This is a genomic window from Microbacterium sp. LWH7-1.2 (genome assembly GCF_038397755.1).
In the GTDB taxonomy this organism is placed as follows: Bacteria; Actinomycetota; Actinomycetes; order Actinomycetales; family Microbacteriaceae; genus Microbacterium.
Window position 1 is genome coordinate 1,064,356 of record NZ_CP151637.1, and the last position, 25,217, is coordinate 1,089,572.

General features: G+C 70.2%; 25 protein-coding genes. 12 read left to right on the plus strand and 13 right to left on the minus strand.

Annotated elements, in window-relative coordinates; translation table 11 throughout:
* The first annotated feature begins 18 nt into the window (after positions 1–18).
* From MRBLWH7_RS05110 to MRBLWH7_RS05125, 4 genes are read left to right on the plus strand one after another with little or no spacing between them, the layout of a single operon-like run.
* Positions 19–1,065, plus strand: a complete 1,047-nt coding sequence (locus MRBLWH7_RS05110; RefSeq protein WP_341999782.1) for an iron ABC transporter permease — start codon at positions 19–21, stop codon at positions 1,063–1,065.
* Entirely contained in the window at positions 1,062–2,111 is a 1,050-nt protein-coding gene (locus tag MRBLWH7_RS05115) for an iron chelate uptake ABC transporter family permease subunit (RefSeq protein ID WP_341999784.1), read from the plus strand. The genes MRBLWH7_RS05110 and MRBLWH7_RS05115 overlap by 4 nt, the downstream gene beginning before the upstream one ends.
* The gene (locus MRBLWH7_RS05120) at positions 2,108–2,968 is read left to right on the plus strand and encodes an ABC transporter ATP-binding protein (protein ID WP_341999786.1); all 861 of its coding nucleotides are present in this window, start codon (positions 2,108–2,110) and stop codon (positions 2,966–2,968) included. Before MRBLWH7_RS05115 ends, MRBLWH7_RS05120 begins: the two co-directional genes overlap by 4 nt.
* A 2-nt stretch (positions 2,969–2,970) precedes the next feature.
* Complete coding sequence (locus MRBLWH7_RS05125) at positions 2,971–3,879, plus strand: siderophore-interacting protein (RefSeq protein WP_341999789.1); 909 nt, start codon at positions 2,971–2,973, stop codon at positions 3,877–3,879.
* A 1-nt stretch (position 3,880) separates the two neighbouring features.
* Here MRBLWH7_RS05125 and MRBLWH7_RS05130 read toward each other — a convergent pair whose 3' ends face one another.
* From MRBLWH7_RS05130 to sufB, 7 genes are read right to left on the minus strand one after another with little or no spacing between them, the layout of a single operon-like run.
* A complete protein-coding gene (locus MRBLWH7_RS05130; protein ID WP_341999791.1) occupies positions 3,881–5,257 on the minus strand; it encodes an MFS transporter in 1,377 nt (458 codons plus the stop codon).
* Positions 5,258–5,312: 55 nt separating this feature from the next.
* A complete protein-coding gene (locus tag MRBLWH7_RS05135; protein ID WP_341999793.1) occupies positions 5,313–6,479 on the minus strand; it encodes an aminotransferase class I/II-fold pyridoxal phosphate-dependent enzyme in 1,167 nt (388 codons plus the stop codon).
* Positions 6,480–6,537: 58 nt separating this feature from the next.
* Positions 6,538–6,867 carry a metal-sulfur cluster assembly factor gene (locus tag MRBLWH7_RS05140; protein WP_045298811.1) on the minus strand — a complete coding sequence of 110 codons (330 nt, stop codon included), beginning with the start codon at positions 6,865–6,867 and terminating at the stop codon, positions 6,538–6,540.
* 9 nt (positions 6,868–6,876) lie between these two features.
* Positions 6,877–7,671 (minus strand): Fe-S cluster assembly ATPase SufC, encoded by a 795-nt coding sequence (sufC, locus tag MRBLWH7_RS05145; protein WP_341999797.1) that lies wholly within the window; start codon positions 7,669–7,671, stop codon positions 6,877–6,879.
* A gap of 15 nt (positions 7,672–7,686) precedes the next feature.
* The gene (locus tag MRBLWH7_RS05150; protein WP_045298814.1) at positions 7,687–8,016 is read right to left on the minus strand and encodes a non-heme iron oxygenase ferredoxin subunit; all 330 of its coding nucleotides are present in this window, start codon (positions 8,014–8,016) and stop codon (positions 7,687–7,689) included.
* Positions 8,013–9,200, minus strand: a complete 1,188-nt coding sequence (sufD, locus tag MRBLWH7_RS05155; protein ID WP_341999800.1) for a Fe-S cluster assembly protein SufD — start codon at positions 9,198–9,200, stop codon at positions 8,013–8,015. Before sufD ends, MRBLWH7_RS05150 begins: the two co-directional genes overlap by 4 nt.
* Positions 9,201–10,619, minus strand: coding sequence for a Fe-S cluster assembly protein SufB (gene sufB / locus MRBLWH7_RS05160; RefSeq protein ID WP_116193622.1), 1,419 nt, complete (start codon positions 10,617–10,619; stop codon positions 9,201–9,203).
* A gap of 269 nt (positions 10,620–10,888) precedes the next feature.
* Between sufB and MRBLWH7_RS05165 the strand changes: the two genes are divergently transcribed.
* Positions 10,889–11,848: a COX15/CtaA family protein gene (locus tag MRBLWH7_RS05165; protein ID WP_341999803.1), complete on the plus strand. Its 960-nt coding sequence runs from the start codon at positions 10,889–10,891 to the stop codon at positions 11,846–11,848.
* Between the two features lie 93 nt (positions 11,849–11,941).
* The gene (locus MRBLWH7_RS05170) at positions 11,942–12,358 is read left to right on the plus strand and encodes a dinucleotide-utilizing enzyme (protein ID WP_341999805.1); all 417 of its coding nucleotides are present in this window, start codon (positions 11,942–11,944) and stop codon (positions 12,356–12,358) included.
* 119 nt (positions 12,359–12,477) lie between these two features.
* Here MRBLWH7_RS05170 and MRBLWH7_RS05175 read toward each other — a convergent pair whose 3' ends face one another.
* Positions 12,478–12,852 (minus strand): YciI family protein, encoded by a 375-nt coding sequence (locus MRBLWH7_RS05175; RefSeq protein WP_341999807.1) that lies wholly within the window; start codon positions 12,850–12,852, stop codon positions 12,478–12,480.
* 87 nt (positions 12,853–12,939) lie between these two features.
* Positions 12,940–13,881, minus strand: a complete 942-nt coding sequence (locus MRBLWH7_RS05180) for a heme o synthase (protein WP_341999809.1) — start codon at positions 13,879–13,881, stop codon at positions 12,940–12,942.
* 334 nt (positions 13,882–14,215) lie between these two features.
* Between MRBLWH7_RS05180 and tkt the strand changes: the two genes are divergently transcribed.
* The 6 genes from tkt to pgl are packed head-to-tail and all read left to right on the plus strand — an operon-like array spanning position 14,216 to position 22,430.
* Positions 14,216–16,336, plus strand: coding sequence for a transketolase (gene tkt / locus MRBLWH7_RS05185; RefSeq protein WP_341999812.1), 2,121 nt, complete (start codon positions 14,216–14,218; stop codon positions 16,334–16,336).
* Positions 16,337–16,354: 18 nt separating this feature from the next.
* Entirely contained in the window at positions 16,355–17,476 is a 1,122-nt protein-coding gene (gene tal, locus MRBLWH7_RS05190; RefSeq protein WP_341999814.1) for a transaldolase, read from the plus strand.
* Complete coding sequence (locus tag MRBLWH7_RS05195) at positions 17,473–19,095, plus strand: glucose-6-phosphate isomerase (protein ID WP_341999816.1); 1,623 nt, start codon at positions 17,473–17,475, stop codon at positions 19,093–19,095. Before tal ends, MRBLWH7_RS05195 begins: the two co-directional genes overlap by 4 nt.
* Positions 19,096–19,110: 15 nt before the next feature.
* Entirely contained in the window at positions 19,111–20,661 is a 1,551-nt protein-coding gene (gene zwf, locus MRBLWH7_RS05200; protein ID WP_341999818.1) for a glucose-6-phosphate dehydrogenase, read from the plus strand.
* Positions 20,658–21,614, plus strand: coding sequence for a glucose-6-phosphate dehydrogenase assembly protein OpcA (locus tag MRBLWH7_RS05205; protein WP_341999820.1), 957 nt, complete (start codon positions 20,658–20,660; stop codon positions 21,612–21,614). Before zwf ends, MRBLWH7_RS05205 begins: the two co-directional genes overlap by 4 nt.
* Positions 21,615–21,650: 36 nt before the next feature.
* Entirely contained in the window at positions 21,651–22,430 is a 780-nt protein-coding gene (pgl, locus tag MRBLWH7_RS05210) for a 6-phosphogluconolactonase (protein WP_341999822.1), read from the plus strand.
* Between the two features lie 79 nt (positions 22,431–22,509).
* Here pgl and MRBLWH7_RS05215 read toward each other — a convergent pair whose 3' ends face one another.
* The 4 genes from MRBLWH7_RS05215 to MRBLWH7_RS05230 form a co-directional block, all read right to left on the minus strand.
* The gene (locus MRBLWH7_RS05215) at positions 22,510–22,866 is read right to left on the minus strand and encodes an RNA polymerase-binding protein RbpA (RefSeq protein WP_341999824.1); all 357 of its coding nucleotides are present in this window, start codon (positions 22,864–22,866) and stop codon (positions 22,510–22,512) included.
* Positions 22,866–23,114, minus strand: a complete 249-nt coding sequence (gene secG / locus MRBLWH7_RS05220) for a preprotein translocase subunit SecG (protein WP_341999826.1) — start codon at positions 23,112–23,114, stop codon at positions 22,866–22,868. Before secG ends, MRBLWH7_RS05215 begins: the two co-directional genes overlap by 1 nt.
* A gap of 106 nt (positions 23,115–23,220) precedes the next feature.
* Positions 23,221–24,012, minus strand: a complete 792-nt coding sequence (gene tpiA, locus MRBLWH7_RS05225; protein ID WP_341999828.1) for a triose-phosphate isomerase — start codon at positions 24,010–24,012, stop codon at positions 23,221–23,223.
* Positions 24,003–25,217, minus strand: coding sequence for a phosphoglycerate kinase (locus MRBLWH7_RS05230; protein ID WP_341999830.1), 1,215 nt, complete (start codon positions 25,215–25,217; stop codon positions 24,003–24,005). The genes tpiA and MRBLWH7_RS05230 overlap by 10 nt, the downstream gene beginning before the upstream one ends.

A 25,217-nucleotide genomic window follows, 5' to 3' on the forward strand; every position in this document is an offset into this window, starting at 1 on the left:
GGCCGGGGGTTCGATCGGGTGACTGTCACCGAGACACGCACGCCGCTGCCGGATGCCGCAACCCTGCGGCGTCCGGCAGCGGTGCGACTGGCCTGGCTCGCGGTGTCGTTCGCGGTGCTCGCGATGCTGTGCGTCGCGAGCGTCGCCTTCGGCGTGCGCGACGTCGCGCTCGGCGACATCCTCGCGGGGCTCGGCGGCGACACCTCCGGCGTCGCGCAGGCCGCCGTGGTCGCGCGGGTGCCCCGGACCGTGCTCGCGATCCTCGTGGGCGCGGCACTGGCGATGTCGGGCGCCGCGATGCAGGCGGTGACCCGCAACCCGCTCGCCGACCCGGGCATCCTCGGGATATCGGGCGGGGCCGCGCTCGCCGTGGTCATCGGCATCGCCTTCTTCGGCATGTCGGATCCCTACGCCTTCATCGCGGCCTCGATCGTCGGCGCCGGCGGCGCCGCGGTCTTCGTCTACACGGTCGGCTCACTCGGCCGCGGCGGGGCCACGCCGCTGAAACTGGCGCTCGCCGGCGCGGCGACGTCGGCGGCGTTCATGTCTCTCGTGAGCGCGGTTCTCCTCCCCCGTGTGGACCTCCTCGAGACCTTCCGCTTCTGGCAGATCGGCGGGGTCGGCGGCGCGACCTGGGATCGCATCGGGACGATCCTCCCGGTGCTCGCGATCGGCGGGGTGATCACTCTCGTGTGCGCGCCCGGCATGAATACGCTGGCGCTCGGCGACGACGTCGCGACCGGCCTCGGCGAGCACGTGCTCCGCACGCGGCTGATCGCCTCCGCGGGCGCCGTGATCCTGTGCGGTGCGGCGGTGGCGATCGCGGGCCCCATCGCCTTCGTGGGCCTGATCATCCCGCACCTGTGCCGCCTGCTGGTCGGCACCGACCACCGGTGGCTGCTCCCGTTCTCGGCGGTCGCGGGAGCCGTGCTGCTCGTCGCCGCGGACATCGTCGGCCGCGTCATCGCGCGCCCGGACGAGATCGAGGTCGGCATCCTCACCGCGCTCATCGGCGCCCCGTTCTTCATCTGGATCGTCCGCAGGCAGAAGGTGCGGGAACTGTGAGCTCCGCCACTTTCCTCCGTCCCACCGCGCAGACCGTCGTCACCGGCCGGCGCCGCCGCAGCCGCCGGCGCGCCATCGTGACCGTGGCGCTCGCCGTCGGCGTGGCGCTGGTCTTCGTCGCGTCCCTCATGATCGGGCAGACGTTCTACGGCCTCGACGAGGTCGTCCGCGTCCTCCTCGGCGACACGGTGCCCGGCGCTTCGTTCACGGTCGGCGAGCTGCGCCTCCCCCGGGCGGTGCTGGCGATACTCGCCGGCATCGCGTTCGGTATCGCGGGCGTGACCTTCCAGACGATGCTGCGCAACCCGCTCGCGTCGCCCGACATCATCGGCATCACCGCGGGCGCGAGCGCGGCTGCGGTGTTCGGCATCGTCATCCTGTCGCTGAGCGAGACCGCGGTCTCCGTCCTCGCCGTGGCGGGCGGCCTGGCGACGGCGCTCGCCATCTACCTCCTTTCGAACAAGGGCGGCTTCGCCGGCACGCGGCTGATCCTCATCGGCATCGGCGTCGCCGCCATGCTCGACGCGGCGGTCACGTATGTGCTCTCGAAGGCGCCGGCGTACGACCTGCAGGCCGCGATGCGGTGGCTCACCGGCAGCCTGAACGGCGCGAGCTGGTCCACCGTCCTCCCGCTGGCGCTCGCGAGCGTCGTGCTCGTGCCGGCGCTGCTGGCGAAGGGGCGCGACCTGAACGTGCTGCGCCTCGGCGATGACGCGGCCGCGAGCCTCGGCATCCGTCTGCAGAGCACCCGGCTGATCGGCATCATCGCGGCCGTGGCGCTGCTCGCCTTCGCGACCGCCGCGACCGGGCCGATCGCGTTCGTCGCGTTCATGGCCGGCCCCATCGCGGCGCGCATCGTCGGGCCCGGCGGCTCCCTGCTGCTCCCCTCGGCTCTCGTCGGCGCGCTCCTGGTGCAGCTGTCGGACCTCCTGGGACAGTTCGCGTTCGACAGCCGCTACCCGGTCGGGGTCGTCACCGGCGTGCTGGGCGCTCCCTTCCTCATCTACCTCCTCATCAGGACGAACCGCTCCGGAGGCTCGCTATGACCGAATCCCACAGCCTGTCCGCGGAGGCTCTGACACTGTCGTACGGCGATCGTACGATCGTCGAAAACCTCGACCTCGTGATCCCGCCCGGCCGCATCACCGCGATCGTGGGAGCGAACGGATGCGGCAAGTCGACGCTCCTCCGCGCGCTCGCGCGTCTCATCTCGCCCCGCGAAGGCCAGGTGATCCTCGATGGCAAGGTCCTGCACGGCCGCGCGACGAAGGAGATCGCCCGCACCCTCGGACTCCTCCCGCAGAGCCCGACCGCCCCCGAAGGCATCGCCGTCGCCGACCTGGTCGGCCGCGGACGCCACCCGCACCAGAAGCTGCTGGCGCGCTGGAGCTCCCACGACTACGAGGTCGTGGCGCGGGCGCTCGCCTCGACGGGCATCGAGGAGCTCGCCGATCGCTCGGTCGACGAGCTCTCCGGCGGGCAGCGTCAGCGCGCCTGGATCGCGATGGCGCTCGCGCAGGAGACCGACATCCTGCTGCTCGACGAGCCGACGACCTTCCTCGACGTCGCGCACCAGGTCGACGTGCTCGACCTCCTGACGGACCTCAACCGAGACCGCGGCACCACGATCGTGATGGTGCTGCACGACATGAACCTCGCCGCGCGCTACGCCGACCACCTCTTCGCGCTGCGCGCGGGCCGCGTCGTCGCCAGCGGCGCGCCCGGCGATGTGATGACCGGCGAGCTCATCCGCGAGGTCTTCGACCTCGACGCCCTGGTGGTGCCCGATCCCGTGTCGGGCTCGCCGATCGTCCTTCCGCGGGGCCGGCACCACGTGTCGCCGGTGCCCGCCGCGGCGACCTCGCTCCCTGAGCCCGCCTCCCCCCTGCCGACAGGAGCCTGAAGATGACCGACGCCGACGTGCCCTACCGCTTCTTCCGTGCGCGGGTGACGGCCATCGCCGACGTGACGCCGAGCTTCCGCCGCTTCACGTTCGGCGGCGACGACCTCGGCGACTACGGCGACCCGGGTCTCGACCAGCGCATCAAGATCGTGTTCCCCACGCGCACACTCGGCCTCGACGCGATGCCGACCGGCGACGACTGGTACACCCGGTGGCGCGAACTTCCCGAGGACCAGCGCCTGCCGTTCCGGACGTACACCACGCGCTACGTCCGCAACCACCTCAGCGAAGTCGATGTCGACATGGTCTCCCACGACGTCATCGGCCCCGCCTCGGACTGGATCGACCGGGCCCGGGTCGGCGACGAGGTGCTCATCTTCGCGCCGACCGCCGCGCACAGCGGCGTGAGCTTCGGCATCGACTTCGTGCCCCCCGCACGCGTCGACTCGATCCTGCTCGCCGGCGACGAGACGGCCGCGCCCGCGATCGCCGCGATCCTCGAGCAGCTTCCCCGAGACGCCCGCGGAGTGGTCGCCGTCGAACTGCCGCACGCCGACGACGCCGCGTACTTCCCGCGGCATCCCGGGTTCGAGTACCGCCTCGGCGCCCGCGGCGACCGGGAGCGTCACGCGCACCTGGTGGAGTCGGTGACGGATGCCGCGGCGCGCCTGGTGCCCGCCGGTGCCGGCGCGGACGTCGAGGAGATCGACATCGACACCGACATCCTGTGGGAGGTGCCACGCACGGCGAAGGGCGGCGCGGCGCTGAAGAGCGCACGCCTGTACGCGTGGCTGGCAGGGGAGGCCGGCGCCATCAAGTCCCTGCGCCGCCACCTCGTCGCCGAACGCGGCGTCGACCGCCGCGCGGTCGCGTTCATGGGCTACTGGCGCCTCGGCCGCGCGGAGAACTGACTCAGGCGCGCGGCGCCTCGTGCGCGTGGCCGAGCCTGAGGCCCGGCAGGAGCGTGCCGAGCGCCAGCACCACGGCGATCGCGAAGACCGCGGGGAAGCCGGCATCCGTCCCCGCCAAGGCCGTGAAGACGAGACCCATCACCGCGATCGAGGACGCCGACCCGACCGCGTCGGAGATCGACAGCGCCGACGAGTTGAACCCCTGATTCTGCGGCGTCGAGTACGCCAGGGTGAGCACGGTCAGCCGCGGGTACATCAGACCCATGCCGCCTCCGGCGAGACTCCACCCGGCGATGAGGACCGGGGCAGGCAGTGCGAGGAGCGCCGTCGCAGCAGCGATCAGCAGCGCGGCAACGAGCAGCGCGGTTCCGACAAGCGTGATGCGGGTGTTCCCCATCCGGTCCCCGAAGCGGCCCTGCACGTCGGCGGCGATCGCCCACGCCAGCGCGGCCGCGGTGAGCCCCAGTCCCGCCCACGTCGGCGAGAAGCCGTAGCCGTCGATCAGCAGGTACGGCACGTAGATCTCCGCACCGAACAGCGCTCCGGCGATGAGACCGCGCATCAGCACGACACTCGGCAGGCCTCTCGCCGCCACCAGGGTGCCGCGCGGCAGCAGCGGCCGTGACGCGAGCCCGATGACGACGACGGATGCCGCCACCGCCGCCCACGCCCACGCCCCGAGCTCGCCCGCCAGGCTGAGCCCGAGCGCGCCGACCGCCACCGCGACCGCGCACGCGAGGCGTGGGCCGATGCGAGCCGTCGAGGGTTCGTCGGTGTGCAGCGGAAGGCCGTGCAGTCGTGCCACGACGAGGACGAAGGCGACGACGGTGAGCGCCGCGACACCGAGGAACACCCAGCGCCAGTGCAGGAACTCCGTCACCGCCCCGGCGAGGAAGGGCCCGATCAGCGACGGCACGACCCACGCGGCCGAGAACGCGGCGAAGACGCGTCCGTGCATCGCGCCGGGGTACACGCGCGCGACCACGACGTAGAGCGCCACCGTCTGCCCGCCGGTGCCGAGCCCCTGCACCAGGCGGCCGGCGACGAGCACCGGCATCGTGAGGGCGAGGCCCGCGATGAGGAGGCCCACGACGAAGAGCGCGACCGCGGTGATGAGCGGGGCGAGCACGCCGCCGCGGTCGCACCAGGCGCCGACGGCCACCATGCCGATGACACTCGTCGCGAGAGTTCCGGCGAACGCCACGGCGTAGAGGCGTTCACCGGCGAGGTCGGCGCTCACGACCGGCATGACCGTCGTCACGGCGAGCGACTGGATCGCCGCCAGGAAGATGAGCGCGACGGCGCCGACAGTCACCCACAGGAAGCGCCCTCCCCAGACGCCGGAGGCTTCTGCATCGACGGCGGCCGGGAAGGTCATCCGGCCAGGCTAACCCCTCCCGCAGACGGACGGGGGCGAACGGATGCCCCTGCAGTCAGCTGCGCGCAAGTGCGCCGATCCGCTGCACGGCCTCGCGGAGGAGCTCGGGATCGCAGCCGAAGTTGATGCGCACGTGCCCCTTCCCCTCGGTGCCGAAGAGCGGCCCGTGGTGCAGGGCGACCTTCGCCTCGCGGAGCACCTTCACGGCTGGATTCTCACCCCACCCGTACGCCGAGAGATCGACCCACGCGAGGAAGCCGGCATCAGGTGGCAGGTACCGCGCCTGCGGCAAGTGCTCCGCGAGCAGGTCGGCCAAGAGAAGTCGGTTGGCGTCGAGGGCGGCCAGCAGGCTCTCGAGCCACTCGTCGCTGTCGCGAGAGTACGCGGCGACGTTCGAGAGCGCGCCGAACAGCCCCGTGCGCCACTCGACCTCCCACGGCAGGGCGCGCAGCTGCCGGGCCTGCGCGTCGCCGCCGCCGACCATGACGGCGCACTTGAGACCGGCCAGGTTGAAGGTCTTGCTCGCGCTGGTGACGGCGTAGCCGACCCGCCGAGCGGAGCCGGACGCGGCGAGGAAGGGCGTGAACGGCTTCTGCGCGTAGGTCAGGGGACCGTGGATCTCATCGCTGATCACGGTCGCGCCGAAGCCCTCCGCGATGTCGGCGAGCGCCGCCAGCGTCTCCGGCGCGTGCACCGTGCCGGTGGGGTTGTGCGGGTTGCACAGCAGTACAGCGCGCGCGCCGCCCGCGAGAGCCGCCTCGACACCGGGCAGATCGATCTCCCAGCCGGCGTCGCTCGTGACGAGCGGCACCCGCTCGACGACGCCTCCCGCCTCCTCCACGGTGTCGTAGAACGGCGGGTACACCGGGGGCATGACCACGACACGGTCACCGGGCTCGATCACACGGCGCAGGATCTCGACGACGCCCATCATCACGTCGCCGGTCCAGAACACGTGCGACGGGTCCACGTTCCAGCCCCAGCGCCGCTCGGCGAAGCCCACGAAGGCTTCACGCACACCAGGCTCCGGCGGGGTGTAGCCGGTGTCACCGAGCTGGACCGCGCGCGTCAGCACCTCGGTGATCGCCGGCGCAAGGGCGTAGTCCGTCTCGGCGACGAAGAACGGGAGTACGTCCTCTCCGTACTTGCGCCACTTCGTGCTCGTACGCTGACGCAGCTCGTCGATGGGCAGGGCCTGCAGCGGGGTGACGGTGACGTTCACCCGAAAAGCCTAACGAGCGCGGCGGGACGGCCGCCGTTGTGCGTCCTCGTATGAAGCGTCAGATCGCGAAGCCGAGCGCGCGCATCATGTCGCGCCCGTCGTCCGTGATGCGCTCCGGCCCCCACGGCGGCATCCACACCCAATTGATGCGGAACCGCTCGACGATGTCATCGAGCGCCTGAGCCGTCTGCTCCTCGAGCACGTCGGTGAGCGGGCACCCGGCGGACGTGAGGGTCATGTGGATGACCAGCGCGTCGTTCTCGTCGTCCCACGCGAGATCGTAGATGAGGCCGAGGTCGACGACGTTGATCCCCAGTTCGGGGTCCATGACGTCCTTGAGAGCCTCGGTCACCTCGTCGTACTTCTCGGGGGTGAGCGTCGCCGTCATACGTCGATCCTACGCTTCGCTGCCGACGGGGGCCTCGGCCGACTCCGCTTCGCCCGCGGGCAGGAAGCGGTCGTAGCCCTCGTCCTCGAGGCGGTCGGCGAGCTCAGGGCCGCCTTCCTCGACGATGCGCCCGCCCACCATGACGTGCACGAAATCGGGAGCGATGTAGCGCAGGATGCGGGTGTAGTGCGTGATGAGCAGCACGCCGAGGTCCGTCTCCGCCTTGGCGCGGTTGACGCCCTCCGACACGATCTTCAGCGCGTCGACGTCGAGGCCGGAGTCGGTCTCGTCGAGCACGGCGATCTGCGGCTTGAGCAACTCGAGCTGGAGGATCTCGTGACGCTTCTTCTCACCGCCCGAGAAGCCCTCGTTGACGTTGCGCGACGCGAACTTCGGGTCCATGCGGAGGTTCTTCATCGACGCCTTGACGTCCTTGGTCCACGTGCGGATCGAGGGCGCCTCGCCGTCGATCGCGGTCTTCGCGGTGCGCAGGAAGTTCGTGACCGTGACACCGGGGATCTCCACCGGGTACTGCATCGCGAGGAACAGACCGGCGCGGGCGCGCTCATCGACCGACATCGCGAGGACGTCCTCGCCGTCGAGCGAGATCGAGCCGCTCGTGACGTTGTACTTGGGGTGTCCGGCGATCGTGTACGCGAGCGTCGACTTGCCGGAGCCGTTGGGACCCATGATCGCGTGGGTCTCACCCGTGCGGATCGTGAGCGTCACACCGTTGAGGATCGACGTGGTGCCGGCATCCGTCTCGACCGTCACGTGGAGGTCGCGGATCTCGAGAACAGACATTCTTCAGTACCTTCTTCAGTTCACTTCGAGCTTGACGGTCGCGTCGATGAGCACGTCATCGCCGTCGACGGTGACCGCGAAGACCGGGACCGGCTCGTACGCGGGGAGGTTGAGGGGCTTGCCGGTGCGCAGCGAGAACGCCGAGCCGTGGGCCCAGCACTCCAGCGACTCGCCGTCGACGAAACCCTCGGACAACGAGATGTCGCCGTGGGTGCAGACGTCGCCGATCGCGTGCACTTCGCCGTTCGAGTCGAGCACGACGGCGATGGCCACGCCGTCCACCTCGACACGGGTCGCCTCGTCCTGGACGAGGTCGCTGAGGGCGCACACGCGCTGAGCGGTCACAGGCCGGCCTCCTTGGCGAGTTCTTCCTCGATCGCGGCGAACAGCTCCGCCTCGAGGTCTTCGACACCGATCTTCTGCACGATCTCAGCGAGGAACCCGAGCACGACGAGGCGTCGCGCCTCATCCTCGGTGATCCCGCGGGCCTGCAGGTAGAACAGCTGCTCGTCGTCGAAGCGCCCCGTGGCGCTCGCGTGCCCGGCACCGCGGATGTCGCCCGTCTCGATCTCGAGGTTGGGGATCGACTCGGCGCGGGCGCCCTCGGTGAGGACGAGGTTGCGGTTCGCCTCGTAGGAGTCGGTGCCCACGGCATCCGGTCCGATGAGGACGTCGCCGATCCAGACCGTGCGCGCCGCGGCGCCCTGCAGGGCGCTCTTGTAGAGCACGTCGCCCGACGTCTCGGCGCCCTTGTGGTGCAGGTAGACCTGGCTCTCGAGGTGCTGCCCGGAATCGGAGTAGCTGAGGCCGTAGAGCTCGGCGCGCGATCCGGTGCCCGCCAGCTCGATGCTCGGGTTCACGCGCACGATGCCGCCGCCGAAGCTGACGACGACGTGGCGGAGGGTCGCGTCGCGCTCGACGCGCGCCTGGTGGGACGCCACATGCACGGCGTCGTCGTCCCAGCGCTGCACCGTGACGAGCTCGAGGTGCGCACCATCGCGGACGATGATCTCGACGTTCTGCGCATGGTGCGCGGTGCCGGTGTGGTGGAAGACGACGGTCGCGTGCGAGTTCGCCAGGGCCTCGATCACGACGTGCGCGTGGGCACGACCGCCGGTGCCCTTCAGCGAGACGACGATCGGCTCAGAGTATTCGGCGCCGGCCGGGATGCGCAGCAGGGGCGCCTCGCTCTCCTGCTTCCACGCGATCGCGCTGGGCAGGTCCTCGGGGCGGAAGACCTCGCCCCGCGGCGCGGCGCCGACGACGAGGCGCTCCTGCACGAGTCCCTCAGGGGCGTCGACGTCGACCTCGATGACCCCGTGGGGTCCGGCCTCGTCGGCGAACAGCGGCTGCAGCGGGGCGATCGGCGTGTGCTTCCAGTTGACCTCGCGGCCCGTCGGCGCAGCGAAGGCGGTCGGGTCGTACGACCAGGGTCGCTCGGAGCGGGTCTGCACGGGTACGAAGGCACCGGCGCCATCGGTGTGGCCCTTCGCGCCGGGAACGGTGGGGGCCTCGGTGGTGGGGCTCATCTAGCCGACGGATCCTTCCATGCCCATCTCGATGAGCTTGTTGAGTTCGAGCGCGTACTCCATGGGCAGCTCGCGGGCGATCGGCTCGATGAAGCCGCGCACGATCATGGCCATGGCCTCGTCTTCGGGCATGCCGCGGCTCATCAGGTAGAAGAGCTGCTCCTCGCTGACCTTCGAGACCGTGGCCTCGTGGCCGAGCTGCACGTCGTCGACGCGGATGTCGATCGCGGGGTAGGTGTCCGAGCGCGAGATCGTGTCGACCAGCAGCGCGTCGCAGCGCACGGTGTTGGCCGAGTGGTGCGCGTTCGCGTCGACCCGGACCTCGCCGCGGTAGCCTGCGCGCCCACCGCCGCGGGCGATCGACTTCGAGACGATCGACGACTGCGTGTACGGCGCCATGTGGATCATCTTGGCGCCGGCGTCCTGGTGCTGGCCGGGACCGGCGAAGGCCACCGAGAGCGTCTCGCCCTTGGCGTGCTCGCCCATCAGGAAGATCGACGGGTACTTCATCGTGACCTTCGAGCCGATGTTGCCGTCGATCCACTCCATCGTCGCGCCCTCGTGGGCGACGGCACGCTTGGTGACGAGGTTGTAGACGTTGTTCGACCAGTTCTGGATCGTTGTGTAGCGCACGCGCGCGTTCTTCTTCACGATGATCTCGACGACGGCCGAGTGCAGCGAGTCCGACTTGTAGATCGGCGCCGTGCAGCCCTCGATGTAGTGGACGTACGAGCCTTCGTCGGCGATGATCAGCGTCCGCTCGAACTGGCCCATGTTCTCGGTGTTGATCCGGAAATACGCCTGCAGCGGGATCTCGACGTGCACGCCGGGCGGCACGTAGACGAACGACCCGCCGGACCAGACGGCCGTGTTCAGCGCGGCGAACTTGTTGTCACCGGCGGGGATCACGGTGCCGAAGTACTCCTCGAAGAACTCCGGGTGCTCGCGCAGGGCCGTGTCGGTGTCCATGAAGATGACGCCCTGCTGCTCCAGGTCCTCGCGGATCTGGTGGTACACGACCTCGGATTCGTACTGGGCGGCCACGCCCGCGACGAGGCGCTGGCGCTCCGCCTCGGGGATGCCGAGCTTTTCGTAGGTGTTGCGGATGTCCTCGGGCAGCTCCTCCCAGGAGCCGGCCTGCTTCTCCGTCGACCGCACGAAGTACTTGATGTTGTCGAAGTCGATCTCGCTGAGGTCCGCGCCCCACGTCGGCATCGGCTTGCGCTCGAAGAGCTGCAGACCCTTGAGGCGGGTCTTGAGCATCCACTCCGGCTCGGCTTTCAGAGCCGAGATGTCGCGCACCACGAGGTCGCTCAGGCCGCGCCTGGCGCTCGCTCCCGCGGCGTCGGCATCGTGCCAGCCGAACTCGTAGACGCCCAGGCCTTCCAGCTCAGGGCGATCGATCAGCACATCAGACATCGTCTCGTTCTCCTCCGGGTCCTGGCGGTGTCATCCGTCCCGGCATCCGTGCTCCCCGGTGGAGATACCGGAAAGGGATGCCGCTTCTCGGGCCCTCTCAAGCGGCGCCGACCATCGCGCCTAGAATGTCAGTGGTGCGCGGCGCTGTGAAGCACATGCGCGTCCGACCCCTCGATTCTACAGGCTCCGGCCCCTCCCGGCCGCGCCGTGACGTCACGTCGCGGCCGCGTGCGGCGCCGCCGAACATCTCCCAGGAAGCGACGATCAGCATGTCCGCGCAGCAGACCACCACCACGGCACCGGGAATCTGGAGGCGTTTCTGGCGCTGGCTTCCCGACGAGGTGGACCGCCGGGTGATCGCCGCCGCCTGGGCGACACTGGTCGTGCAGATCGGCATCGTCGGCACCGGCGGGCTGGTTCGCCTTACCGGCTCGGGGCTCGGCTGCGACACATGGCCGCGCTGCAGCGAGGACTCCTTCGTGCCCGTTCCCGAGGTGTCCGGTGTGCACGGGTTCATCGAGTTCGGCAACCGCCTCCTGACGTTCGTGCTGGTCGCCGTCGCGATCATCACGTTCCTCTTCGTGGTGCGGATGCGCCGCGAGCGTCGCGACCTGTTCTGGCTGTCGCTCCTCATCGGCCTCTACGTGCCGCTGCAGGCGGTCATCGGCGGCATCACGGTGCTCACCGGGCTCAATCCCTACGTCGTGGGCCTCCACTACTTCGCATCGGTGCTGCTCGTCGCGTTGGCGGCAGGGCTCGTCGTGCGTGTGTACGCGGTGCCCGGGCCGCGTGCTCTCGCGGTGCCGCGCTGGTACGCCGTCGTGACCCACATCACGAGCGCCTTCGTGCTGCTCACCGTGGTCGTCGGCATCCTCGTGACCGGCTCCGGCCCGCACGCCGGCGACGGCGGCGCGGCGCGCAACGGGCTCAATCCCGAGCTCATGCAGCACATCCACGCGTGGCCGGGCTACCTCACCTTCGCTCTCACCGTCGTGCTCGTCGCGGGCTCGTGGCGCACTCCTGCGGCGCTGCGCCTCCGCCTGTGGACGCTGCTGCTCCTGGCGGTCGAGTTCGCGCAGATCGCCGTCGGCCTGTGGCAGGCGCGGACCGGCCTTCCGATCGTCCTGGTCAACATCCACATGGTGCTCGCCGTAGCGCTCGTGGCCGCCATGACCGCGGTGGTCATGAACCTCACGGCACCGGTCGCGGCAGACCTCGCCCACAGCTGATCCATAGCAACCGGATTGGCGTCGCACGGACTCCTTTGCGAGGGTGGGATGCCGCGACCACCCGGGTTGCGCATCCCGAGGAGTGATCGACACATGTCCACCCGTCCCCGTCTCATCCGCAGCATCCCGTTCTGGGGCCTCGTCGTGGTCTCGCTGGCCACCATCGCCGGCGGGTGGTACATCACCACCGACAAGCTCGGCTCGATGACGACGACCCTGACCGACGGCAGCGCGACCGGCGTCGACGTGTACGTCGGCCAGTCGATCGCCCAGCTCGGCTCGATCCTCATCGGCGCCGGCGTGATCGGCGTCCTGCTCGCGCTCGGCGTCGCCGCCCTCTCGACGCTCCGCCCGCACCCCGCGGTGGAGGTCGTCGAGCCCATCGACTGGACCTCGGAGTCCGAGACCGTCGCCGAGGAGCCGCAGGCCCCGAAGGCGACCGACGCCACCCCCGCCGAGGCCGCGGAGCCGGTCGACGCCGAGGCCGAGGCATCCGTCGCCGCTCGCTGATCCACCCAGCAAGAACGGAGGGGCCGCCCGGTTCGCCGGGCGGCCCCTCTCATGTGCCATCGGGCGCGCTTCGTGATCGCGAAGCGGCCGACGGACCTGCCGCGCGCGCAGCATCCGCGTCAGGGCGACGGTCGCCCCGGCGAGCCGTGATCGACGAGCGGCTGCACCTGCACGCCGCTGTGGTCCTGCCGGACCTCGCCGAGAAGACCCGCGAGCTCCAGGGCCGCGTCGAGGTCGGCGACGTCGATCACATAGAAGCCGCCGAGCACCTCCTTCGTCTCGACGAACGGCCCGTCCGTGACGAGCGGTCGCTCAGCACCGGGCCGCAGGGTCGTGGCCGTGCGGGTGGGCTTGAGTTCGCCGGAGGCGAGGACCGCCGACCCGGCCCGCGCGCGGAACGCCCGGTGGCCGTCGTCGATCTGCCGGAGCTCCGCGTCGGAGGCCGCCTCCCAGCGCGCCTCGTCGCCGTAGATCAGGATCAGGTACTGCGCCATGTCTGCTCTCCTCCTTCGTCGAACGGCATTGTGCCCTTCATTTGAACGACGAACGAGAGGGTGCCGGAATCGACAACCGCCCAGAGGTCAGAACGGCAGCAGCGGGTCGACCGCGATCGCGACGAACAGCAGCGTGAGGTAAGTGATCGAGGCGTGGAACACGCGCATCGGCCGCGGCTCGGTGCCGCGCACCGCGCGGTTGTAGAGCACGTGGGACTCGTAGATGAACCAGCCGCCGAAGACGAGGGACGAGACGGTGTAGACGAGGCCCATGCCGGCGACGGGGATCAGCAGCAGCGAGCACACCACGGTGGCCCACGCGTACAGGATCACCTGGAGGCCCACCTGCGAGCCGGCGCGCGTCGCGCCGAGCATGGGAACGTCGACCTCTTCGTACTGGTCCTTGTACTTCATCGACAGCGGCCAGTAGTGCGGCGGCGTCCACAGGAAGACGAGGGCGAAGAGGATGACCGGCGGCCACGCGAGCGAGCCGGTCACTGCGGTCCAGCCGATCAGCACCGGGAAGCAGCCCGCGATGCCGCCCCACACGATGTTCTGCTCGGTGCGGCGCTTGAGGATCATCGTGTAGATCACGACGTAGAAGAAGATGGCGGCGGCCGACAGCGTCGCGGCGAGCCAGTTCGTGGTGAGCCACAGCCACACGGTCGAGAACACCGCCAGCGTCCACGCGAAGATCAGCGCGCCGCGCGGCGAGACCTCGCCGGTGACGAGAGGGCGGTTCACCGTGCGCTGCATGTGCGCGTCGATGTCGCGGTCGAGGTACATGTTGAACGCGGCGGCCGATCCGGCGCTCGCGGTGCCGCCGATGACGGTCGCAAGGACCAGCCACACGTCGGGGAAGCCGCCCTGCGCGAGGATCATGACCGGCACGGTCGTCACCAGCAGCAGCTCGAGCACGCGCGGCTTCATCAGCGCGATGTACGCGCGGACGGTGCGGCCGAACGTCTGCGGAGGCCGGCTGGAGCCGTCGACGGATGCTACGGTCCCGGCCGTCTTCGTGCTGTCCATGGCCCCCGCAATCGCCGCCTGCAGAATCCCCCCAAGTCTAGGGCATCGGCGTGTCGCGGCCGGCTCGCAGGCGACCGCGACGATGCGGGGGCGGATCACATCGGCCGGTCCGCGCGCGTGAGCAGAACGTGACTCCACCGACACCGGGATGTCACCGATGACGACCCGACGTTCGAAAGACTCCGTCACATAGACGGCTTGCATGGCCTGGGCGGTATGCCCCTTCGCTATGCTGAGAAACACGCGCGCCCGTCGCCGATTCCCCCTTCTCCATCCGGACAAGGGCCGCGAGCCGGCCACATTCTTTGGGCGCACTCCACAGAAAGGCGACCCGGTGTCGGAACTGCGTTGGGATGAGATCGATCGGCGAGCGGTGGACACCGCGCGCGTCCTGGCAGCGGATGCGGTGGAGAAGGTGGGCAACGGCCACCCCGGCACGGCGATGAGCCTGGCGCCGGCCGCGTACCTGCTGTATCAGCGGGTGCTGCGCCACGATCCGACGGACACCCACTGGGTCGGTCGCGACCGGTTCATCCTGTCGGCGGGCCACTCGTCGCTCACCCAGTATGTGCAGCTGTACCTGGGCGGATTCGGGCTCGAGCTCGAGGACCTCAAGGCGCTGCGCACCTGGGGCTCGCTCACCCCGGGTCACCCCGAGTACGGCCACACCAAGGGCGTCGAGATCACGACCGGTCCGCTGGGCCAGGGCCTCGCCTCGGCGGTGGGCTTCGCCTACGCGGCCCGCTACGAGCGCGGCCTCTTCGACCCGGAGGCCGCTGCCGGCGAGTCTCCGTTCGACCACCACATCTATGTGATCGCCGGTGATGGCGACCTGCAGGAGGGCGTCACCTCGGAGGCCTCGTCGCTGGCGGGCCACCAGGCGCTCGGCAACCTGATCGCGATCTACGACTCGAACCAGATCTCGATCGAGGACGACACCAACGTCGCGTTCACCGAGGACGTCGCGAAGCGCTACGAGTCCTACGGCTGGCAGGTGCAGGTCGTGGACTGGAAGAAGACCGGCGAGTACGTCGAAGACGTCGCCGAGCTGTACGGCGCCATCGAGGCCGCGAAGGGCGAGACGACCAAGCCGTCGCTGATCATCCTCCGCACGATCATCGGCTGGCCGTCGCCCGGCAAGCAGAACACCGGCAAGATCCACGGCTCCGCGCTCGGCGCCGACGAGCTCGCCGCCACGAAGAAGGTCCTCGGCTTCGACCCCGAGCAGTCCTTCGTGGTCGCGGACGACGTCATCGCGCGCACCCGGGCGCTGGCCGATCGCGCCGCCGAGCAGCGCGCAGTCTGGCAGGAGTCCTTCGACGCGTGGGCCGCCGCCAACCCGGAGCGCAAGGCACTGTTCGACCGCCTCGAGGCCGGCGAACTGCCCGAGGACGTCGCATCCGCTCTGCCGTCGTTCGAGGCCGGCAAGGACGTCTCGACCCGCGCCGCGTCGGGCACCGTCATCAACGCGCTCGCCGCGGTGCTGCCGGAGCTGTGGGGCGGCTCGGCCGACCTCGCCGAGTCGAACCTCACCACCATCAAGGACGCCAAGTCGTTCATCCCGGCCGAGTGGTCCACGCACGAGTGGTCGGGCGACCCCTACGGCCGCGTGCTGCACTTCGGCATCCGCGAGCACGCGATGGGCGCGATCGTCAACGGCATCAAGCTGCACGGCCCGACCCGTCCGTTCGGCGGCACGTTCCTCATCTTCAGCGACTACATGCGCCCGTCGGTGCGTCTGGCCGCGCTGATGAACATCCCGTCGATCTTCGTGTGGACGCACGATTCGGTCGCGCTCGGTGAGGACGGCCCCACCCACCAGCCGGTCGAGCAGCTCGCGACGCTGCGCGCGATCCCGAACTTCACGGTGGTGCGCCCGGCCGACGCGAACGAGACCTCGGCCGCGTGGCTCGAGATCGTCCGCCGCCAGGACGGGCCGTCGGGCATCGCGCTGACCCGTCAGAACATCCCGGTGTTCGCGCGCGGTGAGGGTGAGGCGGAAGGCGACGTGTTCGCATCGACCGACGGCGTCGCCAAGGGTGCGTACATCCTCGCCGAGGCGCCGAACGGCACCCCCGACGTGATCCTCATCGCGACCGGCTCCGAGGTGCAGCTGGCGGTCTCCGCCCGTGAGACCCTCGCCGCCGAGGGCGTGAACGCCCGCGTGGTGTCGGCGCCGTCGCTGGAGTGGTTCGACGAGCAGGACGAGGCGTACCGCGAGAAGGTCCTGCCCGCGGCCGTCACGGCGCGCGTGTCGGTCGAGGCCGGCTCGGCGCTCACCTGGCGCGGCATCGTCGGCGACGCCGGCCGCTCCGTCGCGATCGACCACTTCGGCGCGTCGGCCGACTACAAGACCCTGTTCCAGAAGTTCGGCATCACCGCCGACGCCGTCGTCGAGGCCGCCCGCGAGTCCCTCGCGGCCACGGCAGCACTCGAACTCGCAGCGGCGAAGTAAGCACGAGGAGAAGGCAGAATGAGCACCCCCACCGAGAAGCTGGTCGCTGAAGGCGTGAGCATCTGGCTCGACGACCTGTCGCGCGAGCGCATCACGTCGGGCAACCTGACCGAGCTCATCTCGACGCGCAACGTCTCAGGCGTCACGACGAACCCGACGATCTTCCAGGGCGCGATCGGCGGCGGCGGACACGCGTACGCCGACCAGATCTCCGAGCTCGCGAAGGCGGGCGCGTCGGTCGACGACGCGATCTTCGCGGCGACGACCGACGACGTGCGCGACGCGGCCGACATCTTCCGTCCCGTCTACGACGCCACGAACGGCGTGGACGGCCGCGTGTCGATCGAGGTCTCCCCCGACCTCGCCCACGACACCGACGCGACGATCGCGCAGGCCAAGGAGCTGTGGGCGAAGGTCGACCGCCCGAACGTCCACATCAAGATCCCCGCGACGAAGGCGGGCTTGCCGGCCATCACCGCGGTGCTCGCCGAGGGCATCTCCGTCAACGTCACGCTGATCTTCAGCCTCGAGCGCTACGCAGAGGTCATCGAGGCGTTCCTCTCGGGCATCGAGCAGGCGCAGGCGAACGGCCATGACATCTCGCAGATCCACTCGGTGGCGTCGTTCTTCGTCTCGCGCGTGGACACCGAGGTCGACAAGCGCCTCGCCGCCATCGGCACGGACGAGGCCGGGGGCCTGAAGTCGCTCGCCGGCGTCGCGAACGCCCGTCTCGCGTACGAGCTGTTCGAGAAGGAGTTCGCCACCGATCGCGCGAAGGCGCTGACGGATGCGGGAGCCAACGCCCAGCGTCCGCTGTGGGCCTCGACCGGCGTGAAGGACCCCAACCTCCCCGACACGCTGTACGTCACCGAGCTCGTCGCCCCCGGCACCGTCAACACCATGCCGGAGAAGACGCTCGAGGCGACGTTCGACCACGGCCAGATCGCCGGCGACACGGTCACCGGCACCTACGCGGCCGCGCACGAGGTGTTCGACCGCCTCGCCGCGGTCGGCGTCGACTTCGCCGACGCGACCCAGGTGCTCGAGGACGAAGGCGTCGAGAAGTTCATCGCCTCCTGGCACGACCTGCAGGGCACCGTGAAGACGGCCCTCGAGGACGCGCTCCAGGCCACCCGATGAGCTTCGACATCCACCTGTCGGGGCACGTCAAGTCCGTCGTCGAGGCGACGCTCCCCGGGCTCGTCGCGAGCCTGGTGGCGTCGGGGATCACCGGGGGCGACTCGTCGCTGTGGGGTTCGGAGGCGGAGGACGAGGCATCCCGTCGGCTCGGGTGGACAGAGGCCGTCAGCGTCTCGCGCCCGCTGGTGCCCGAGATCCTCGCCCTGCGCGAGCGCCTGCACGCCCGCAACGTGACCCGGATCGTGCTCGCGGGCATGGGCGGCTCGTCGCTCGCGCCCGAGGTGATCACGCAGACGTCGGGTGCGCCGCTGGTGATCCTCGACTCGACCGCGCCGGGCCAGGTGCTCGCCGCGATCGACGGCGACGCCCAGGCGGGCGACCTCACGCGCACCGCGCTCGTGGTGTCGTCGAAGTCGGGGTCGACCGTCGAGACGGACTCGGCCAAGCGCGCCTTCGAGGCCGCGTTCCGCGACCTCGGCATCGACCCCGCCGAGCGGATCATCGTCGTGACCGATCCCGGCTCGCCGCTGGACCAGGAGGCCCGCGCCGACGGGTACACCGTGTTCAACGCCGACCCGACCGTGGGTGGCCGCTACTCGGCGCTCACCGCGTTCGGGCTCGTGCCGGCAGGCCTCGCAGGCGCCGACATCTCGGAACTCCTCGACGAGGCCGAGGCGTCGCTGCTCGAGGTCTCGATCGACAGCCCCGACAACCCTGCGCTCGTGCTGGCTGCGGCCATCGCCGGAGGCGAACCGCGCAAGGACAAGCTCGGCCTCATCACCGACGGCACCCACATCGTGGGGCTGCCGGACTGGATCGAGCAGCTCGTCGCCGAGTCGACGGGCAAGGAGGGCACCGGCATCCTGCCCGTCGTCCTGCTGCCGGTCTCCCCCGAGGTCGACACGAAGCCCGCCGATCTGCAGATCGTGCGCTTCGTGGACGAGGCCAAGAAGTTCCACCTGTTCGAGCACCACGAGGGCGAGATCCTCGTCAGCGGCTCGCTCGGTGCGCAGTTCGTGGTGTGGGAGTACGCGACGGCGATCGCGGGACGGATGCTGGGCATCAACCCGTTCGACCAGCCCGATGTCGAGTCCGCCAAGGTCGCCGCGCGCAGCCTGCTCGATGCCCGTCCCGAAGCCACTGCGCCGGCGTTCGCCGTAGAGGGCGTCGAGGTGCGCGTCTCGGACCCCGCCCTCGCCACATCCGGAACGGTCGCGGGAGTGCTCGACGCACTGTGGGCCCGCCTTCCCGAGGACGGCTACGTCGCGATCCAGGCCTACGTCAACCGCCTCGAGCTCGGCCAGCTCTCCGGCCTGCGCGAACTCGTCGCCGCGGACTCGGGTCGCCCCGCCACGTTCGGCTGGGGGCCCCGGTTCCTCCACTCGACGGGGCAGTACCACAAGGGCGGCCCCGCGAACGGCGTGTTCCTGCAGATCCTGGAGCAGACCGACGTCGACCTCGAGATCCCTGGCCGGCCGTTCACGTTCGGCCAGCTCATCCAGGCGCAGGCTGCGGGCGACGCGGCCGTGCTCGCCGAAGGCCACGGCCGTCCGGTCGTGACCCTGACCCTCACCGACCCCCAGATCGAAGTGCTCTCGCTCTTCGAAGCGGCACAGTAGGAGTTCGAGCCCCACATGACCGTCGAGATCTCGCGCGGGCACAACCCGCTGCGCGACCCCGAAGACCGTCGCCTCAACCGCATCGCCGGCCCGAGCGCGCTCGTCATCTTCGGCGTCACGGGAGACCTCTCCCGCAAGAAGCTCATGCCCGCCGTCTATGACCTCGCCAACCGGGGGCTGCTGCCTCCCGGCTTCGCGCTCGTCGGCTTCGCGCGACGTGACTGGGAGGACCAGGACTTCGCCAAGGTCGTCTACGACGCGGTGCGTCAGCACGCCCGCACCGAGTTCCGCGACGAGACGTGGCAGCAGCTGCTCCAGGGCATCCGCTTCGTCTCGGGCGAGTTCGACGACCCGGACGCCTTCCGCCGTCTGAAGGACACCGTCGACAAGCTCGACACCGACCGCGGCACGATGGGCAATCACGCGTACTACCTGTCGATCCCGCCGAAGGCGTTCCCCCTCGTCGCGGAGCAGCTGAAGTCCTCGGGCCTCGTCGACGACACCGCCGACCAGCCCGACCGCTGGCGCCGCGTCGTCATCGAGAAGCCCTTCGGTCACGACCAGGAGTCGGCGCGCGCCCTGAACGATGTGCTCCGCTCGGCGTTCCCGACGGACTCGATCTTCCGCATCGACCATTACCTCGGCAAGGAGACGGTCCAGAACATCCTGGCGCTGCGCTTCGCGAACGAGCTGTACGAGCCGATCTGGAACCGCAACTACGTCGACCACGTGCAGATCACCATGGCGGAAGACATCGGGGTGGGCGGCCGTGCCGGCTACTACGACGGCGTCGGCGCCGCGCGCGACGTCATCCAGAACCACCTGCTGCAGCTCATGGCGCTCACCGCGATGGAGGAGCCCATCTCGTTCGACGCGAAGGACCTCCGCGCCGAGAAGGAGAAGGTGCTCGCCGCCGTCACCCTCCCGGCCGACCTTGCGCGCTCGACCGCTCGCGGTCAGTACGCCGGCGGCTGGCAGGGCGGCGAGAAGGTGCTCGGCTTCCTCGAGGAAGACGGCATGAACCCGCAGTCCACGACCGAGACGTACGCCGCCGTCACGCTCGAGGTGAACACGCGCCGCTGGGCCGGCGTGCCGTTCTACCTCCGCACCGGCAAGCGCCTCGGCCGCCGCGTCACCGAGATCGCCGTGGTGTTCAAGCGCGCCCCCGAACTGCTGTTCTCGCGCAGCCAGACCTCGGGTCAGGGCCAGAACGCCCTCGTGATCCGCGTCCAGCCCGATGAAGGCGTGACGATCCGCTTCGGCTCCAAGGTGCCGGGCGCCGGCGCCCAGGTGCGCGACGTCACGATGGACTTCGGCTACGGCCACGCATTCACCGAGGCGAGCCCCGAGGCCTATGAGCGGCTCATCCTCGATGTGCTCCTCGGCGACCCGCCGCTGTTCCCGCGGCACGAAGAGGTCGAGCTGTCGTGGAGGATCCTCGACCCGATCGAGAAGTTCTGGGATGCCCAGGGCGGCCCGCTCGAACAGTACTCGCCCGGGTCGTGGGGCCCGGATTCCGCGGACGAGATGCTCTCCCGCGATGGTCGCACCTGGAGGCGCCCGTGATCGTCGACCTTCCCGACACCACTGTCAGCAAGATCTCCCGCGCACTCGTCAACGTGCGCGAAGAGGGCGGGGCTGTCGCGCTCGGCCGCGTGCTGACGCTCGTGATCCTCACCCGCGAGGGCGCCGTCGAAGAGGTGATCGAGGCCGCGAACGACGCGTCACGCGAGCATCCGATGCGCGTCATCGTGCTGATGATCCCCGACTCCGGCGACGGCGAGTCCCGCCTCGACGCGCAGATCCGGGTCGGCGGCGACGCCGGCGCGAGCGAGGTCGTCACGCTGCGCGCGTTCGGCGACGCCGGCCGCTCGAACCTCGAGAGCCTCGTGACGGGTCTCCTCCTCCCCGACGCCCCTGTGGTGGTGTGGTGGCCCAACCGGACCCCCGATCACATCTCGCGGACGTCGATCGGCCGCATCGCGCAGCGCCGGATCACGGATGCCGCGACCAAGTCGGACCCGTCGGCGTGGGTCGCCGGCCTCGGCGAGCAGTACGCGCCGGGCGACACCGACCTCGCCTGGACGCGCCTGACGCGCTGGCGCGAGCAGCTGGCCGCGATCCTCGACCAGCCGCCGTACGAGCCCGTCCTGGGCGTGCGCGTGCGCGGGGCGTCCGACTCGCCCTCCACCGCGCTCCTGGCGGCGTGGCTGCGTCTCACGCTCGACGTGCCGGTCGACTGGGCCTACCTCGACGCGGAAGAGTGGCCGCACGGCATCAAGTCCGTCGTCCTGGTGCGCGCGAGCGGCGAGGTGCTCCTGGAGCGCCCGTCGCCCGGCGTGGCCATCCTCACGCAGCCGGGTCAGCCGACGCACGACCTCGCGTTCCCCCGCCGGACGCTGCGCGAATGCCTCGCGGAGGAGCTTCGTCGACTCGACCCGGACGTCCTGTATGGTCGAGTGATCACCGAGGGTTGGGAGCTGCTCGACCCCCCGGCGACGAAGGGGACGCAGACCTGATGAGCGGTGCGCGGGTGACGGACGGGACGCAGACGGATGCCTGAGGGCTGGGCAGAGAAACGCGTCATCATCAGTTCCGATCCCGCCGCCTTGGCCGAGTCGGTCGCGCCCCGCTTCCTGAGTCGGGTCACCAAGCGCATCGATGAGGGCAAGCTCGCACACATCTCGCTCACGGGCGGCTCGATGGGCGCGGCCGTGCTCGCGGCGGCCGCGCGGAATCCACGTGCGGCGCGTATCGACTGGTCGCGCGTGCACTTCTGGTGGAGCGACGAGCGCTTCGTTCCGCTCGGCCACGCCGAGCGGAACGACCGCCAGGCCCGTGACGCGTTCCTCGATGTCGTCGAGGTCCCCGCGGAGAACATCCACGCGACCCTCGGGAGCGACGACGGGGCCGACCTGGACACAGCGGCTGCCGCGTACGCCGATGAGCTCGCGCGCTTCCCGGGTGCCGAGGGCGCGTGGCCGTCGTTCGACGTCTGCTTCCTCGGCGTCGGCCCGGACGGGCACATCGCATCGCTCTTCCCCGACCGCTCCGAGATCCAGATCACGGACCGCTCGGTGGTGGCCGTGCGCGACTCCCCCAAGCCGCCGCCGGAGCGCATCACCATGACGCGCCCGGTGATCAACAGCTCGAAGCGCGTCTGGCTCGTGCTGGCGGGCGCCGACAAGGCGGCCGCCCTCGGGCTCGCCCTCGCCGGCGCGAGCTACGCGAGCGTGCCCGCTGCCGGCGCGAAGGGCCGCAAGCGCACGACGTTCTTCGTCGACCAGGCCGCCGCCGCTCAGGTGCCGCCGGACCTCATCGACCGGGAGTACTGACGCGGCTCGGCGACGAGCGCCGGACATACGAGAAGAGCGGATGCTGCAGCATCCGCTCTTCTCGTATGTGTGAGGTTGTTCAGTCCTGGCCGCGGCGCTCGCGCAGCTGCTTGAGCGCGTCGTCGAGGAGGGTCTCGGCCTCTTCCTCGGTGCGGCGCTCCTTCACGTAGGCGAGGTGCGTCTTGTACGGCTCAGTCTTCGCGACGGCGGGAGGGTTCTCCTTGTCGCGGCCTGCCGGGAGACCCGAGTGCGGCGAGTCGATCGTGTCGGGGATCTCCTCTTCGGGGATTCCCGCCGCGAAGTAGCGGACGGTCTCGTTGCCCAGGGCATCCCAGTACGAGACGGCCACGCGGTCGGCGTGGAAGCCATGGTCCTGCTCGCCCATCGGACCGGCACCGACGCGGGTGCCGCGGATCGCGTTGCCTCCGGTGGCCATCAGACGGCCTGGAACTTCGTGATCAGGCCGAGGGCGACGATCGAGGCGAACCACACCAGGGCGAGGACCACCGTGAACCGGTTGAGGTTGCGCTCGGCGAGGCCCGAGGAGCCGAGCGCCGACGTCATGCCGCCGCCGAACATGTCGGACAAGCCGCCGCCGCGCCCTTTGTGGAGCAGGATGAGGAGAGTCAGCAGGAGACTCGTGATGCCGAGAAGCACCTGCAGGACGAACTCGAGGATCTGCACAGTCGTTGAAGCCTTTCGCTGCGATCGTTCGCCGATCGCACAAGGGTCAAGTATACGTGTAGGTCGGCGGGCGGTGAGGAATACTCACCGCCCGCCGACCGCGGGGTCAGACCCCGACGTGCTTCTGGTAGCGGATGATCGCGGCGAACTCGTCGACGACGAGGCTCGCACCGCCGACCAGGGCGCCGTCCACGTCGGGCTCGCGCATGAAGCTCGCGATGTTCGCGGCCTTCACCGACCCGCCGTAGAGCACGCGCGTGCGCGCTGCCGCGTCCGCGCCGAGCTTCTCGCCGATGACCTCGCGGAGCTTGGCGCACACGTCCTGCGCCTGCTCCGGCGTCGCGGCCTGGCCGGAGCCGATCGCCCAGACGGGCTCGTAGGCGACGACGATGTCGGCGTCGGCCTTGAGCCCCTCGAGCGCGACCGACAGCTGGCTGACCGGCACGGCGCTGGCGCCGAACTTCTCCAGGTCCTCGCTGGTCTCGCCGACGCAGATCACGGGCACGAGGCCGTGCTTGAGCGCGGCCTTGACCTTCGAGCCCACGACCTCATCCGTCTCGTCGTGGTACTGCCGGCGCTCGGAGTGGCCGATGATGACGTACTTGGCGTCGAGCTTGGCCAGGAACGCACCCGAGATCTCACCGGTGTACGCGCCCGAGTCGTGCGCCGACAGGTCCTGTGCGCCGAGGGCGAACGGGATCTTGTCGGCATCGAGCAGCGTCTGCACGGTGCGCAGGTCGGTGAAGGGCGGGAACACCGCGACCTCGACCGAGCCGTCCTCGTGCTTGGCGTCCTTGAGGGTCCAGTGCAGCTTCTGCACGAACGCGACCGCCTGAAGGTGGTCGAGGTTCATCTTCCAGTTGCCCGCGATGAGCGGGGTACGGCCTGCTACTGCCATCCGAGGACCTCCAGTCCGGGGAGCTTCTTGCCCTCGAGGAACTCGAGGCTGGCTCCGCCGCCGGTCGAGATGTGACCGAAGGCGTCGTCGGCGAATCCGAGCTGACGGACCGCTGCGGCGGAGTCGCCGCCGCCGACGACCGACAGGCCGTCGACCTCGGTGAGCGCCTGGGCGACCGCCTTGGTGCCCGCGGCGAAGGGTGCGAGCTCGAACACGCCCATTGGGCCGTTCCAGAACACCGTCTGGGAGTCGCGCACGAGCGCGGCGAAGCGCTCGGCGGTCTCGGGGCCGATGTCGAGGCCGAGACCGGATGCCCCGAACGCCGTGTCCTCGATGCCGTCGGCGCTCGTGACGACGTGATCCGCGTCGGCGCCGAACTTCGAGGCCACGACGACATCGGTCGGGAGCACGAGCTCGACGCCCGACTCCTCGGCGCGCCGCATGTACTCGCGCACGGTGTCGAGCTGGTCGGCCTCGAGGAGGCTCGAGCCGACCTTGTGCCCCTGTGCGGCGAGGAAGGTGAACAGCATGCCGCCGCCGATGAGGAGACGGTCCACGCGCGGCAGCAGGTGGTCGATGACGCCGAGCTTGTCGCTGACCTTCGAGCCGCCGAGCACGACCGTGTAGGGACGCTCGGGGTTCTCGGTCAGGCGGTCGAGCACCTCGACCTCCTTCTCGATCAGGAACCCGGCAGCCGAGGGCAGGAGCTCGGCGAGGTCGTAGACCGACGCCTGCTTGCGGTGCACGACACCGAAGCCGTCGGAGACGAGCACGTCGCCGAGGGCGGCGAGCTCCTCGGCGAAGGCGCGGCGCGTGGCGTCGTCCTTGGCCGTCTCGCCGGGGTTGAACCGGAGGTTCTCGATGATCGCGACGTCGCCGTCCTCGAGGGCGGCGACGGCCTCGCGGGCCGACTCCCCCACCGTGTCGCGCGCGAACGCGACGGGCTTGCCGAGGAGCTCCGAGAGTCGCTGGGCGACGGGCTCGAGGCTGTACTTCGCGTCGGGGGCACCGTCGGGGCGGCCGAGGTGCGAGCAGACGATGACGCGGGCGCCCTGGTTGATCAGGGCGTTGAGCGTGGGGAGCGTGGCCCGTACACGGCCATCGTCCGTGATGACCGCGTCCTTGAGGGGGACGTTCAGGTCAGCACGGACGATGACACGCTTGCCGGCCAGCGAACCCAGCGTGCTGAGGGTGCGCAGAGCCAT